The 14045-nt window shown below is 65.8% G+C and carries 14 protein-coding genes; 10 read left to right on the top strand and 4 right to left on the bottom strand.

Annotated elements, in window-relative coordinates:
* Positions 1-40 precede the first annotated feature (40 nt).
* Positions 41-1453 carry an NAD(P)H-hydrate dehydratase gene (locus ACOQPI_RS02845; RefSeq protein WP_420618202.1) on the top strand — a complete coding sequence of 471 codons (1413 nt, stop codon included), beginning with the start codon at positions 41-43 and terminating at the stop codon, positions 1451-1453.
* On the top strand, positions 1450-2559 hold the full coding sequence (gene alr, locus ACOQPI_RS02840; protein WP_420618201.1) for an alanine racemase: 1110 nt from the start codon (positions 1450-1452) through the stop codon (positions 2557-2559). The genes ACOQPI_RS02845 and alr overlap by 4 nt, the downstream gene beginning before the upstream one ends.
* Here the strand turns inward: alr and ACOQPI_RS02835 are convergent.
* Genes ACOQPI_RS02835 through ACOQPI_RS02820 form a run of 4 tightly spaced genes read right to left on the bottom strand, consistent with a single transcriptional unit; the run spans position 2556 to position 6691 of the window.
* Complete coding sequence (locus ACOQPI_RS02835) at positions 2556-3419, bottom strand: SDR family NAD(P)-dependent oxidoreductase (protein ID WP_420618200.1); 864 nt, start codon at positions 3417-3419, stop codon at positions 2556-2558. The two genes, alr and ACOQPI_RS02835, sit on opposite strands and share 4 nt — an antisense overlap.
* 23 nt (positions 3420-3442) lie before the next feature.
* On the bottom strand, positions 3443-4333 hold the full coding sequence (locus tag ACOQPI_RS02830) for a P1 family peptidase (RefSeq protein ID WP_420618199.1): 891 nt from the start codon (positions 4331-4333) through the stop codon (positions 3443-3445).
* Between the two features lie 54 nt (positions 4334-4387).
* A complete protein-coding gene (locus tag ACOQPI_RS02825; protein ID WP_420618198.1) occupies positions 4388-5524 on the bottom strand; it encodes an ergosterol biosynthesis protein in 1137 nt (378 codons plus the stop codon).
* Positions 5525-5563: 39 nt separating this feature from the next.
* Positions 5564-6691, bottom strand: a complete 1128-nt coding sequence (locus ACOQPI_RS02820) for a DUF1295 domain-containing protein (protein ID WP_420618197.1) — start codon at positions 6689-6691, stop codon at positions 5564-5566.
* 153 nt (positions 6692-6844) lie between these two features.
* Here ACOQPI_RS02820 and ACOQPI_RS02815 point away from each other — a divergent pair, with 153 nt between their 5' ends.
* The 8 genes from ACOQPI_RS02815 (at position 6845) to ACOQPI_RS02780 (ending at position 13757) form a co-directional block, all read left to right on the top strand.
* Positions 6845-7408, top strand: coding sequence for a uracil-DNA glycosylase (locus ACOQPI_RS02815; RefSeq protein ID WP_420618196.1), 564 nt, complete (start codon positions 6845-6847; stop codon positions 7406-7408).
* A gap of 19 nt (positions 7409-7427) precedes the next feature.
* On the top strand, positions 7428-7949 hold the full coding sequence (tsaE, locus tag ACOQPI_RS02810; protein ID WP_420618195.1) for a tRNA (adenosine(37)-N6)-threonylcarbamoyltransferase complex ATPase subunit type 1 TsaE: 522 nt from the start codon (positions 7428-7430) through the stop codon (positions 7947-7949).
* A complete protein-coding gene (tsaB, locus tag ACOQPI_RS02805; RefSeq protein WP_420618194.1) occupies positions 7943-8632 on the top strand; it encodes a tRNA (adenosine(37)-N6)-threonylcarbamoyltransferase complex dimerization subunit type 1 TsaB in 690 nt (229 codons plus the stop codon). The genes tsaE and tsaB overlap by 7 nt, the downstream gene beginning before the upstream one ends.
* An 8-nt stretch (positions 8633-8640) precedes the next feature.
* The gene (gene rimI, locus ACOQPI_RS02800) at positions 8641-9192 is read left to right on the top strand and encodes a ribosomal protein S18-alanine N-acetyltransferase (RefSeq protein WP_420618193.1); all 552 of its coding nucleotides are present in this window, start codon (positions 8641-8643) and stop codon (positions 9190-9192) included.
* The gene (gene tsaD, locus ACOQPI_RS02795) at positions 9189-10238 is read left to right on the top strand and encodes a tRNA (adenosine(37)-N6)-threonylcarbamoyltransferase complex transferase subunit TsaD (RefSeq protein ID WP_420618192.1); all 1050 of its coding nucleotides are present in this window, start codon (positions 9189-9191) and stop codon (positions 10236-10238) included. The genes rimI and tsaD overlap by 4 nt, the downstream gene beginning before the upstream one ends.
* 89 nt (positions 10239-10327) lie before the next feature.
* Positions 10328-10618, top strand: coding sequence for a co-chaperone GroES (gene groES / locus ACOQPI_RS02790; protein ID WP_420618191.1), 291 nt, complete (start codon positions 10328-10330; stop codon positions 10616-10618).
* On the top strand, positions 10615-12270 hold the full coding sequence (gene groL, locus ACOQPI_RS02785) for a chaperonin GroEL (protein ID WP_420618190.1): 1656 nt from the start codon (positions 10615-10617) through the stop codon (positions 12268-12270). Before groES ends, groL begins: the two co-directional genes overlap by 4 nt.
* Before the next feature lie 92 nt (positions 12271-12362).
* Positions 12363-13757: a pyridoxal-dependent decarboxylase gene (locus ACOQPI_RS02780; protein WP_420618189.1), complete on the top strand. Its 1395-nt coding sequence runs from the start codon at positions 12363-12365 to the stop codon at positions 13755-13757.
* The last annotated feature ends 288 nt before the right edge of the window (positions 13758-14045 follow it).

The raw sequence follows: 14045 nt of genomic DNA, 5'->3' as shown, positions 1-14045 counted from the left end.
ACAGACCGGGCCGACACCAACCCACGAGGCTCCGACTGACATGATCCCAATCGTCACCCCGGAGGAGATGGCCGCCATCGACGCGGCTGCCCCCGAACCGGTGGAAGAACTGATCGAGCGGGCAGGCGCCGCGCTGGCCCGAACCGCCCTTGACACGTTGGGCGGCGGCTACGGGAGGCGGGTAACCGTGTTGGCCGGAAAGGGCAACAACGGTGCCGACGGACGGGCCGGCGCCGAGCGGCTGCGACGCCGGGGCGTCCGGGTGGCCGTGGTCGACGCCAATGATGCGCCGAACTCGCTGCCCGCGGCCCACCTGGCTATCGACGCCGCCTACGGCACCGGACTGCGCCAGCCTTATTCCCCGCCCTCGCCCGTGCCTTTGCTCGACCACCCCAATCGGGCGGCGCCGATTCTGGCCGCCGACATCCCCTCCGGAGTAAACGGGCTGACCGGCGAGGTCGTCGGTGAACCCTGGATCGCGGACCAAACGGTCACCTTCGGCGCCCTGAAGCCCGGCCTCATCCTCCATCCCGGTGCTCAGCATTGCGGCCAGGTCACGGTGGCCTCCATAGGGCTCGACGTCTCGTCGGCCCGCACTCATCTGGTTGCCGCCGACGACGTCAGTGCCTGGCTGCCGGTCCGACCAGCCGAGGCCCACAAGTGGCAATCCGCCTGCTGGGTCATCGCCGGATCGCCAGGCATGACTGGGGCAGCCCATCTGGCTGCCACCGCCGCGCTGCGAGGTGGATCGGGCTACGTGCGGCTGAGCACCCCGGGCCTTGAGGCTGCTGGCCTTCTGGCTGGTCCCGCCGCGCCCATTGAAGCCGTCGGCTTCCCCCTGTCTGCCGACGACTGGGCAGCAGCGGTCGATGCCGCCGACCTTAATCGCTTCAAGGCCATGCTGGTCGGCCCTGGATTGGGCCGACAGCCCCACACCCTCCAGGCGGTTCGTGATCTGGCCGCCAAGTCGCCTCTCCCCTTGGTGATCGACGGCGACGGCCTCTGCGCCTTCGGCCCCGATACCCCGGAGGTGCTGTCGCAGCGCACCGCTCCCACCGTGCTCACCCCCCACGATGGCGAGTACCGCATCCTTACCGGCACTGCTCCCGGCCCGGATCGCTTTGCCGCCGCCCGCTCGCTGTCCGCCGCCACCGGTGCACTGGTTCTGCTCAAAGGCCCCACCACCGTGATCGCCCATCCTGGTGGCGAGGCGGTGGCGGTGACCAGCGGCGATGCCCGGTTGGCCACTGCCGGCACCGGCGATGTTCTGGCCGGACTCATTTGCGGGCTGCTCAGCGCGGGTACCGACCCTCTGAAGGCCGCCGCAGCAGCCGCCTGGCTGCACGGGAGGGCCGCTGCTGCCCGTCCCCCAGCCGCAATGGCAGCATCGGATCTACTCCTTGCTCTCCCCGAGGTGTGGAAAGGCGCCGTGCGACAGGCCGCAGTGAGATGAGGCCGACCTGGGCCGACATCAGCCTCTCGGCCATCGCCCACAACGTGAGGCTCTTGGCCGAACTCGTCCATCCCGCCAAGTTGTGCGCAGTGGTCAAAGCCGATGCCTACGGGCACGGCATGGTGCCGGTGGCCCGAACTGCGGTGGATGCGGGGGTGAGCACCCTGGCCGTGGCCCTGGTGGACGAGGGCCGCCAACTCCGAGAGGCCGGGATCGACACCCCCGTCCTCCTCTTGTCGGAGCCTCGACCCAATGAGTTTGCCCAGGTGGTTGAATTCGGGCTCATCCCCACCGTGTACCAGGGCGAGGGTTTGGCGGCCGCCGCCGCAGCCGCCGCCGCTGCCGACGAGCGGCTATCGGTCCACCTAAAAGTCGACACCGGCATGGCCCGAGTCGGCGCATCGCCTGCGGAAGTCATGATGCTGGCCGATGCCATCGCCGATCGAGACACGTTGGAGCTGGCCGGGGTGTGGACCCATTGCGCGGTGGCTGACGAGCCCGATAATCCGTTCACCTCTTACCAGATTGAGCAATACAACCATCTGCTCTCGCGGCTGCGCCTTGGCGGTCACCATGACTTCTGTCGCCACCTGGCCAACTCGGCCGTGGCTATGGCACATCCTGCCGGACGATTCGACATGGTGCGCTGTGGCATCGCCATCTACGGCATCCCGCCGTCGCCGGCATTGGCCGGCTGCCTTCCGCTTCAGCCGGCGATGACCTTGCGATCCGAGGTGGCCATGGTCAAGACCATCGCCGCGGGCACGTCGGTGTCTTACGGTCACTACTACACCGCCCCGGCCGACACGCAGCTGGCCACCATTCCCATCGGCTATGCCGACGGCTGGACCCGCCGTCTCGGCGTGAGTGGGGGCGAAGTGCTGATCGGCGGCCGCCGGTGCCCCATCGCCGGGGTGGTGACCATGGACCAGACCATGGTGGACTGCGGTCTGGACCACCCGGTGTCACCCGGCGACGAGGTGGTCCTCCTGGGGCGACAGGGCAGCGAGGAGATCACCGCCACCGAGATCGCCGAGCGCATTGACACCGTTGCCTACGAAATCGTCTGCCACCTCGGCCGCCGAGTCCCCCTCCGCTTTACCTAGCGAGATGGGTATTGAACGTCTGGCAATCCCACGGTGTACTCAGGATTGGTCTCATTCATGATCGACTCGGTGCGGGCTGCGATCCTCTCCTTGAAATCGGGATGGGGAAAGACCCAGAACTTGTCGTTTTGCACCGCGTCGAATACCAGCTCAGGGATCTCGGTCGGGTCGGTGCCCTCGTCGATGGCGTTGATCAAGGCGGTGTGAAAGGCCGCCGCCTCGGCATCGGCCGACATGGGGCCGCAAGTGTCCTCATAGGTGTCGGGGCGGTTGCGCTCGGCCCGGAAGATGCCGGTGGCCACTGGGCCAGGGCACAAACACGACACCCCGATCGGCGCGCCGATCATATCCAGCTCCCTATGGAGCGACTCGGCAATGGCCACCGCCCCGTACTTCGAGGTGGTGTAGGGACCGAGCAGGCCTCCAGAGGTGAGTCCGCCCACCGAGGCGGTTATCACCACATGGCCGTCTTCGCCCTTCTCCAGCATCCGGGGAATGAAGCTGCGAACCCCGTGGATCACTCCCCACAAGTTCACGTCCAGCACCCAGCGCCAGTCGTCCACGGTGTTCTCCCAGGTGAACCCGCCGGTGAGCACTCCAGCGTTGAGGTGAACCAGGTGAATGCCGCCGAATCGCTCCAGGGCTGCATTGGCCAGCGCTTCGTTGGCGTCGGGGCTGGTCACGTCGGTCAACATGAGCTGGGCGTTCTCCAGCCCGCCGACGGTCTCGGCCAGCCCGGCCTCGTCGATGTCGCCCGCCAACACGTGCATCCCCTCAGAAGCGGCTTTTCGCACCATGGCCCGACCCATGCCGCTGCCTGCCCCGGTGATCACCGCCACCTTCCCAGCCAAATCCTTCATGTCAACCCCCTTCGCGGTTGTCTCTAAGCGCCGCCATCATGGCCCACCGAGCGTATGGCAGTCTCCACGGCGGTGGTCGCCATCAGGCGAACCAGTCCTAAATCAGTCTCGACCTGGCCGGTCGCCCCAACCACTAACGCGTCCCCGTCGCCATCGGTATGAGCGGGCAACAACGTCCGGGCCATCCCACCGTGGCCGCTGCGGGCCACCCGGAAGCACTCCGACTTGTCAAGTGTCGCGTTGGTGGCGATCACTCCGATGGTGGTGTTGGTGCGCGCCTCGTCATTGCTGTCGGCAAACGGATCGGCAGACTCGTGCTGATAAGTCCCGTCGATCAATGCCTGTTGCACGGCACCGTCGTTGATACCCCCCGAGGCGTTGACCGCCACCAAAGCTCCCACCAGCACGTCGTCCACTTGGAGCAATGCGCCCCCCAATCCCCCCGACACGCGGTGCTCGGCGCCCCGCCACTTGTTCATGGTGGCCCCGGTGCCCGCCCCCACCCGGCCCAGCGCATGAGGCGCATCGCCAGCCGCTTGGGCGGCGGCGTAACCGGCGTCGGGCCCGGGGCGCACCGAGCCGTCGCCCTCGGTTAGGTCGTACAACGACAGGCCCACCACGATGGGCACCCGCCCGCCTCTGGTCTCGAACCCCCGGCCCTGCTCCTCACACCACCGCATCACCCCATCGGCCGCCGCCAATCCGAAGGCCGAGCCTCCCGACAACACCACCGCGTCCACCTGGTTCACCGTCCGCTCTGGTGCCAACAGGGCAAAATCGCGAGTCGCCGGCGCGCCGCCCCGGATCTCCCCCGAAGCCGTCGTTCCCTCGGGAAACACCACCACCGTGCATCCCGTGAGGGCCGCCTCATCGGTCCAGTGCCCCACCAGCACTCCCCCGCCAACTCCCAACATAACCGCCGACCGTACCGCACCCTCACTGAACCGCGCATCGGCTCGCGAGCCGAATCAGTAGATGCCCGGGACGATCCGATAGGGGACTCGCTGCCGGTATTCGGCCCACTTTTCGGGGCCGTACTTGGTGGCGCAGTGCCGGTCGTCCTGCCTCTGGCGGATTAGGAACAACGCGATGACGTAGACGAAGTAGACCCATGCCCACAGGATGCCGAAATGACCCCAGACCAGGGCGATGGCGAGGCCGTAGCACCACTCGCCCATGTAATTGAAATGCCGGGCGGCGCCCCAGAAGCCGCTGCACAGGATCTTGCGATCGCCAGCCTCGATGACCTGCGGCGCGAACACCCCGAGAAACGTGCGGTCGGGCCAGCGCTTGAACGTGTACTTCTGCAAGCTGGCGCCGCGGGTGATGACCCATCCTGCGGCGTACAGCGCGGGCGCGCCGATCAGCAACAGCACGCGCCAGCCGCCGGAGAGCCCCGGGTCGGGATGGGCCGCCAGCCCCCACATCGGAATGATGAACACCCAGCCGTAGACGAAGAGCCCGCCCCAGAACAGCTTGAAGCCAAGCCGCTCGTGAATGATGTCGTACGTGTAGAGCATCGTCCGTTCGAAGACGAAGTAGTCGAGCACGTAGACGGTGACGAACGCTGCGAACGCGAAGACGCCCGGATTGAGATCGGCAATGTTGTCGTGGTGCCACACTGCGCCGGACCACGCATTGAGCGACAGCATCGTGCCGCCCACGATGTAGAAGTACATCTTGAGGTCGAGGCGGCCGTTGAAGAACTGCATCTCTTGCGCACGCCCGAACCACAAGGCAAGGAAACGATTCTTGACCTCGCCTTCGGGCTGGGTGAACACCGCTATCGCGGTCAGGATGGCGGCGAGCACCGTTCCGCCGGCCACGGCGTACAGCGATGACCGGTAGAACCAGTCGCGCGGCATGCCGGTGAGCTCGAACCACCACAGAATCTGAGCCGCCGCGAACACCAGCAGACCGTTGAGGCGGTAGCTGCGGGGCTGGCCGGTGGCCGCGTCGATCACGTAGCCGGTCACGCGCCTGCCCGGCAGGATCATGTGGAGCACGACTAAGGCGGCCATCACGATCAGCGGCGTGAGGAACCCCAGCACCGCCTCGCCCGCAGTCAACTCAGTCAGGTGTCCGACGCCGAGCCAGTCGAACATCAGTGGCCTCCTCTCCGGTAACGCTTCAGCCGGTCGGCGCTAGAAGATGCCGGGGATGATCCGGTACGGAACTCGAGCCTGGTATTCGGCCCACTTCTCTTCGCCGTACTTCTCGGCGCAGACCTTGTCGTCCTCGAACTGGCGAGGAACGAAAAACGCAACGATGAACACCACGTACGTCCAGGCCCACAGGTTGGAGAAGTGCCCAAAGGTCAGCGCCACGGCAATCCCGTACAGGCCTTCGCCGAAATAGCCGAAGTGCCGTGCTTTCCCCCAGAACCCGCTGACCAGAATCTTGCGCTCGCCGGCCTGGATGTACTCCGGCTCGATGATGCCGAGGAACTTGCGTTCGGGCCAGCGCTTGAACGTGTACTTCTGCATGTTGGAGCCGCGAGAGATCGTCCAGCCCACCAAGAACAGTGCTGCGCTGCCGATCAGCCAGATGTACATCCAGCCGCCTGAGATGCCCGGGTCGGCGTGTGGCGCCAAGCCCCACAAAGGCAGCACGAACATCCAGCCCCACACGAACGGCCCGCCCCAAACGAGCTTGAATCCGACGTTCTCGTGGATGAGGTCGTAGGTGTAGAGCTGCACCCGTTCCCAGACGAAGTAGTCGAAGACGTAGAAGGAACTGATGGCGACGTAGAGGAACAAGCCGGGGTTGGCATCGGCAACGTTGTCGTTGTGCCATGCGGCTGCGGACCACGCATTGAGCGACAGCATCGTGCCGCCCACCATGTAGAAGTACATCTTGAGGTCGAGGCGGCCGTTGAAGAACTGCATCTCTTGCGCACGTCCGAACCACCAGGCCAGCAGGCGATTCTTCTGTTCGCCTTCGGGCTGGGAGAACACCACGACGGTATTCGCGATGATCGCTATCACCACGCCGCCCGCTATCGCATACATGGTCGACCGGTAGAACCAGTCGCGCGGCATCGCGAATAGCCACACGAGGTGCGCAAGCACGAACACCGCCAATCCGTTGAGCCGGTATTGGCGGGGCTCGCCGGTCTCGCGGTCGGTGGCGTAGCCGGGCACCCGCCTCCCGGGCAGGATCATGTGCGCCACGAAGACCGCGACGCAGACGAACAGCGGCGTGAGGAATCCCAGTACCACCTCGCCGCCGGACAACTTGAACAGATGGTCGATGCCAAGCCAGTCGGTCATGATCTGCACCCCTCCTCGCGCCTGCCAGCGCAGAATACCAGTATTGCCGTCAGCGGCTTGGGACCGAGGCGCTCCGGCGGCGCAGCACCCGCCCAAGTCCATTACTTGCAACTCCCCTATCGAATCTGCTGGTGGGGGGCGTATTCTTGGCCTGTGACGTTGACGTTGCCCGAGGTTGCCGCCGAAGCAGCCGATTGCACCAAGTGCGGGCTGGCCGAGGGCCGAACACAGGTGGTGTTCGGCATGGGCAACCCCCAAGCCGACCTCATGTTCGTCGGCGAAGGACCCGGCGCTGAAGAGGATAAGCAGGGCCTTCCCTTTGTGGGCCGCTCGGGAAAGCTGCTCGACCGGCTGATGGCCGAGGAAATCGGGCTGACCCGCGACAGTTGTTACATCGCCAATGTGGTCAAATGCCGTCCTCCCGACAATCGAGATCCCAAACCCGACGAGATCGACGCCTGCCGCCCGTGGTTGGAGCAGCAAGTCGAGCTCATCGCCCCAAGGGTGGTGGTCACCCTGGGCAACTTCTCTTCCAAGCTGCTGCTGGACACGAAGACCGGGATCACCAAGCTGCGAGGCCAGAGCTACCCGATGCCCAACACCGACGCCGTGATCATCCCCACCTACCATCCGGCGGCGGTGCTGCGGGGCGGCGGTCTCCAAGAGGCTCAGATGCGCTCTGATCTGGTTCGAGCCCGTATGGCGATGTCGGGATGATTCCTGTCCCCTCGCCCGAATGCGCCCAGACGCTCCAATGATCCGAGCCCGCACCCGCTCGGTGGAAGACACCAAGAGCCTGGCCGCCAACCTGGCCGAGCTGGCAGAGTCGGGCGACCTCTTGCTGCTGGTGGGCGACTTGGGCGCGGGCAAGACCACCTTCACTCAGGGGTTCGCCGCCTCCTTGGGCATCAGCGAGCAGGTCACCAGCCCCACCTTCACCCTGGCCCGGGAGTACCACGGACGGCTCCTCCTCCATCATCTCGACGTCTTCCGCCTCGACCAGATCTCAGAAGTGCTCGACTTGGGACTGCCCGAACTGCTCGACAGCGACGGAGTGATCCTTATCGAGTGGGGTGACGCCATCCGCCAGGCCCTGCCCAATGACTATCTCGAGGTAGGGCTGACCTTCATAGAAGATCAACCCAGCCCCCCAAACGAGCGGATCGTGATGTTGACCCCGGTGGGACCCCGTTGGCAGGCCCGGGCCGACGATTTGGCTGCTGCCGCCGGGCAATGGCTGGAGGGCCCACCGTGTTGATCTTGGGCATCGAGTCGGCCACCCAGCAGGTGGGGTGCGCCCTCGGCGGACACGAGGGGGTGCTGGCATCGGCCCACAGCGCCCGGGGCCGCCGCCACGCCGAGACCATCGCCCCGCAGATCCAATTCGTAACCCGCCAAGCCCGCATCGAGCTGCGAGATGTGGGCTGTGTGGCTGTGGATCTCGGCCCCGGCCTGTACACCGGCCTGCGGGTGGGCATATCCAGCGCCATGGCGGTGGCCTATGCCTTGGGAGTACCGATGATCGGCGTATCCAGCCTCGACCTGCTGGCATTCGCCGTGCGCCACACCAACCGGCTGATTGTGGCCGCCATCGACGCCCGCCGCAGTGAGCTGTTCTACGCCTTCTACCGTCAAGTGCCCGGCGGGATCCAGCGGGTGTCAGAGGCCCAAGTGGGTACCCCGGACGATCTGGCCTCCGAGTTGCTGGCCACCAGCGAAGAGGTACTGCTGGTGGGCGACGGTGCCCGCCGCTACTCCGAGGTGTTCCACCGGCTCCAGAAGACCGAAATCGCCGAACAAGATCTGGCCCACCCCTCGGCTGCATCGCTGGTACAACTAGCCCACGCTCGGGCGCTGCGGGAGGAGTTCGTCAAACCCTGGGAACTCAAACCGATATACCTTCGGGCTCCCGACGCCGACATCAACTGGAACACCCGATGAGCCTTCCCATGACTCTTGACCAGATGATCGTTCCCATGACCTCCGATCACCTGCCCCAGGTCATGGCCATCGACGCCCAGTGCTACCCCATTCCCTGGTCCCGGGATGTGTACGAGGCTGAGTTGGCCCGCCCCGAGGATCGACTCTATGTGATCGCCCGCCCCGGTCAATTGGTGGGTGATGCCAATGCCAAAGGCTTCTGCCCCGGTCAATTGGTGGGCCACGCTGGGGTGGCCTTCGAGGAAAACGAGGCCCACATCACCACGGTCACGGTGTCCCCCGATTGCCGCGGTCAGGGCATCGGCGCCCGGCTGTTTTTGGCATTGGCGTTGGCCGCCTGCCGCCGCAATACCAGCCTCGCTTTGGAGGTGGCTGCCGACAATCCCGCCGCCCAGGCCCTCTACCGGCGCTTCGGCCTCGCCCCGGTGGGTATTCAGCGGGGGTATTACAAGAACATGGGGCTGTCTCCCGACGCCGTAGTGATGCGGGCCGACAACATCCAACAACCCGACTATGCCGATCGTCTCATCAAGATCGCGGTAGAACTGGACTGCGCATGACCGCTCTGGAAACCCCTCAAGAGGCTCCCGCCATCGTCTTGGGCATCGAGACCTCTTGTGACGAAACCGCGGCGGCCGTGGTCTCTGGCCCCTCCGCCGTTCTCTCGTCGGTGATCAGCAGCCAGGTGGATCTGCACGCCCGCTACGGCGGCGTGGTCCCGGAGATCGCCAGCCGGGCCCATGTGGAGCTGCTCACCCCGGTGGTGGCCCAAGCGGTGATCGAAGCCGGCCTCAGCGACCACGACGTGGAAGCGGTGGCCGCTACCTCAGGCCCCGGCCTTATCGGCTCGCTGTTGGTGGGAGTGAGCGCAGCCAAGTCGCTGGCCTTGGTGTGGGATGTTCCGTTCGTGGCCGTCAACCACCTGGAAGCCCATCTCTACTCATCGTTCCTGGAGGAGCCCGATTTGGAGCTGCCGGTAGTGGTGCTGCTGGTGTCCGGAGGCCACACCCTGCTGGTGCTCATGGAGGCATTCGGGCGCTACCGGCTCATCGGCCAAACTCTGGACGACGCCGCCGGTGAGGCGTTCGACAAGGTGGCCCGCTTCATGGACTTGGGCTATCCCGGGGGCCCGGTCATCGACCGCCTGGCCATGACCGGCAATCCCGAGGCGGTGGCCTTCCCCCGGCCCATGTACGACGACGGCTACGACTTCTCGTTCAGCGGCCTCAAGACCGCAGTGGTCAACCACGGGCGCAACCACCCCGACCTCGACGTGCCCGACATCGCGGCGTCGTTTCAGGAAGCGGTGGTAGACGTGCTAATCCACAAGGCCCGCAAGGCTGCCGAGCAGTACGGGGCCAAGGGCCTGTGCCTGGCCGGCGGGGTGGCGGCCAACTCGTCCCTTCGAGAGCGCCTGCTCGACGCCTGTGTGGCCGCCGGCATCAGCGGGTTCTTGCCCAGCCGCTCCATGTGTACCGACAACGCGGCCATGGTGGCTGCCGCCGGCTGGCAGCGGCTTCAGCTCGACGGTCCCTCCCCGCTGGACACCGGCGCCGATCCCAACCTCCCGCTTCCCTTTATGCAGTCGGGGGAACCGGCAGCCTGAATTGGCCTGGGGGCGGCTCAAGCCCTACTCTTAGCACTCGCCTATTGAGAGTGCTAAAGCTCAAGTCAACCAACCATTTGGAGGCCAAGATGGCGCTACAGCCCCTTGATGACCGAATCGTTGTCCGCCCCGGTGAGTCTGAAGAGATGACCGCCAGCGGCCTGGTCATCCCCGACACTGCCAAAGAGAAGCCCCAGCAGGGTGAGGTTCTCGCCACAGGACCGGGCAAGCGGTCCGACAACACCGGCGAGCTCATCCCGATGGACGTCTCCGTTGGCGACACCGTGGTGTACAGCAAGTTCGGCGGCACCGAGATCACCGCGGACGGCGAAGATCTGCTGATCTTGTCGGCCCGCGATGTGCTGGCAATCGTCAAATGACCAAGATCCTCAAGTTCCAGGAGGAGGCCCGCCAGGGCCTTGAGGCAGGCGTCAACCAGCTTGCCGACACGGTCAAAGTGACCCTGGGCCCCAAGGGCCGCAACGTGGTCCTCGACAAGAAGTTCGGTGCCCCCACCATCACGAACGACGGCGTGTCCATCGCCCGCGAGGTGGAACTCGACGACAAGTTCGAGAACATGGGCGCCCAGCTCATCAAAGAGGTGGCCACCAAGACCAACGACATCGCCGGTGACGGCACCACCACGGCCACCGTGCTGGCCCAGGCCATGGTCCGCCACGGCCTGCGCAACGTGGCCGCAGGCGCCAACCCGATGAGCCTCAAGCGGGGCATCGAGAAGGCGGTGGCCGCGGCGGTGGACTCACTGGCCGATCAGGCCCAGGACATCTCCCAGAAAGAGGAGATCTCCCAGGTGGCCTCCATCTCGGCCGCCGACAACGCCATCGGCGACGTCATCGCCGACGCCATCGACAAGGTGGGCAAAGACGGCGTGGTCACGGTGGAGGAGTCCAACACCTTCGGCATGGAGCTCGACTTCGTGGAGGGCATGCAGTTCGACAAGGGATTCTTGTCGCCCTACTTCGTGACCGACCCCGAGCGCCAAGAAGCCGTGCTCGATGAGCCCTACATCTTGTTCAACCAGGGCAAGATCAGCTCGGTGCAGGATCTGCTGCCCGTGCTGGAGAAAGTCATGCAGACTGGCAAGCCGCTCTTGATTATCGCTGAGGACGTGGAGGGCGAGGCCCTGGCCACCCTGGTGGTGAACAAGATCAGGGGCACGTTCAACTCGGTGGGCGTCAAGGCCCCCGGCTTCGGAGAGCGCCGCAAGGCCATGCTCCAAGACATGGCCATCCTCACCGGCGGCCAGGTGGTGGCCGAGGAGGTCGGGCTCAATCTGGAGGGCGTCACCCTCGATCTATTGGGCACCGCCCGCAAGGTGATCGTGACCAAAGACGACACCACCATCGTGGAGGGCGCGGGCGCCAAGGCCGACGTCGAAGGCCGGGTGGCTCAGATCCGCCAGGAGATCGACAACACCGACTCCGATTGGGACCGGGAGAAGCTTCAAGAGCGTTTGGCCAAGCTGGCCGGCGGCGTGGCCGTCGTCCAGGTGGGCGCCGCCACCGAGGTGGAGCTCAAGGAGAAGAAGCACCGGATCGAAGATGCGCTGTCGGCCACTCGAGCTGCCATCGAAGAGGGCGTGGTCGCCGGGGGCGGTACCGCCCTGCTGCGAGCCCGGCCGTCGGTGGTGCAGGTGGTTGAGAACCTGAGCGGCGACGAGGCCACTGGCGCCAAGGTCGTGCTCGAAGCGCTGAGCGTGCCGTGCTCCCTCATCGCATCCAATGCCGGCTTCGAGGGTTCCATCGTGGTGCGCGACATTGAGGCCACCTCCGGCACCATCGGGTTCAACGCCGCCACCGGCGCCACCGAGGATTTGGTGGCTGCGGGCGTCATCGATCCCGCCAAGGTGACCCGGGCCGGCTTGCAGAATGCGGCGTCCATCGCTGGCATGCTGCTCACCACCGAGGCCCTGGTGGCCGACAAGCCCGAGCCCCCTGGCCCCCCCATGCCCCCCGGTGGTGACCCCATGGGCGGCATGGGAGGAATGGGAGGCATGGGCGGCATGATGTAGCCAGCCGGCCGAACATCCACAGACCAACAACTTTGGGGGCCACCAGCGCGGCAAAGCGGGTGGCCCCCAGTTCGTCGGCAACAATGGCGGCTATGGCTGAGCGACCCAACTACATGAGCCCCGAGGATTTTCGAGGTGCGGGGCACCGGGCTGTTGATTGGGTGGCTGGGTACCACGAGCGGATCGAAGAGTTTCCGGTGCTGTCGGAGGTGGCGCCGGGGTGGGTTCGGTCGCAGTTGCCCGCGGAGCCGCCGGAGCAGGGTGAGGATTTTGCCGACGTGCTGGCTGACCTCGACCGGATTGTCGTTCCAGGCCTCACCCACTGGCAGGCACCGGGGTTCTTCGGATACTTCCCAGCCAACGCCAGCGGGCCGGCTGCGCTGGGCGACCTGGTGTCATCGGGGCTGGGTGCAGTGGGCCTGCTGTGGCTCACCAGCCCGGCGGTGGCCGAGTTGGAACAGCACATGCTCGACTGGCTGGTGTCTGCCCTAGAACTGCCCGAGCGGTACCGGGGCAACGGCGTCATCCAGAACTCCGCCTCCAGCGCCACTCTGTGCGCGGCCCTGGCCGCCAGGGAGCGGGCCGGGGGGATCGACGCCTTGGCCGAGCTGGTGGCCTACACCTCCGAGCAGGCCCACTCCTCAGTGGTCAAGGGCCTGCGGATCATCGGCATCCCCGCCGAGCGGGTTCGGGCCATCGCCACCACCCCCGACTTCGCCATGCGAGCCGACCACCTGGCCTACGAGATCGTCAAGGACCGCAGTGACGGGCTCACCCCGTTCTTCGTAGCCGCCACCGTGGGTACCACTTCCACCACCGCAATCGACCCGGTGGCCGAGGTTGGCTGGGTGGCCAACAACTTCGAGGCCTGGATGCACGTGGACGCCGCCTTCGCCGGCTCCGCCGCTGTCTGCCCTGAGATGCGGTGGCTCAACGACGGGCTGGACACCGCCGACAGCTACGTGTTCAACCCCCACAAATGGCTGCTCACCAACTTCGACTGCTCGGCGCTGTACCTGGCCGATCCCCGCCACCTCATCAACGCCATGTCGATCACACCCGAATACCTGCGGAACGAGGCCAGCGATTCCGGCGAGGTGGTGGACTACCGCGACTGGGAGATACCGCTCGGCCGCCGCTTCCGGGCGCTGAAGCTGTGGTTCGTCATGCGCCACTACGGTTTGGAGGGTCTGCGAAGCCACATCCGCCGACATGTCGCCTGGGCCGCCGAGTTGACCGACTGGGTGGCCGCCGACGACCGCTTCGAGTTGGTCACCCCCACCGTGGTCAGCCTGGTGTGCTTCCGCCACATCGACGGCGACGACGCCACCCAGCGGGTGCTGGACGCCGTCAACCAGTCGGGCCAGGCCTTCCTCACCCACACAAATCTCGACGACAAGCTCGTCATCCGGGTGGCTATCGGCAGTCCCCAGACCGAGCGCCACCACGTCGAAGAGCTCTGGAATCTCGTCCAATCAGCCGCTTGATTTCTCAACAAACTTCACTTGCACACAGGCTACAGTCTAGTGGTCCGTCGCTGAATTGCTTGGGGTGGTTAGTGTGGCCGCAAGCCCGAGATCGGCGAGGCGGTGGCGGAGGCGATCACAGCCGACACGCTGCGCAGCGCGCTCGAGGACGGCTCGACGTTCTGGTCGACGGGGCGATACCGCCCAACCCACCCGGTCCGCGAGCGAGCCCAAAACCCACAAACGACTCCACATCAGCCCCGCCCACTCCCACATCCCAGCCGCCGTACCGTTATCATTCACCATGGT

Source organism: Candidatus Poriferisocius sp. (assembly GCF_965219815.1).
Classification (GTDB): domain Bacteria; phylum Actinomycetota; class Acidimicrobiia; order Acidimicrobiales; family Bin134; genus Poriferisocius.
Note: the sequence above shows the minus strand (reverse complement) of the source record. Positions and strands in the feature narration are given on the sequence as shown.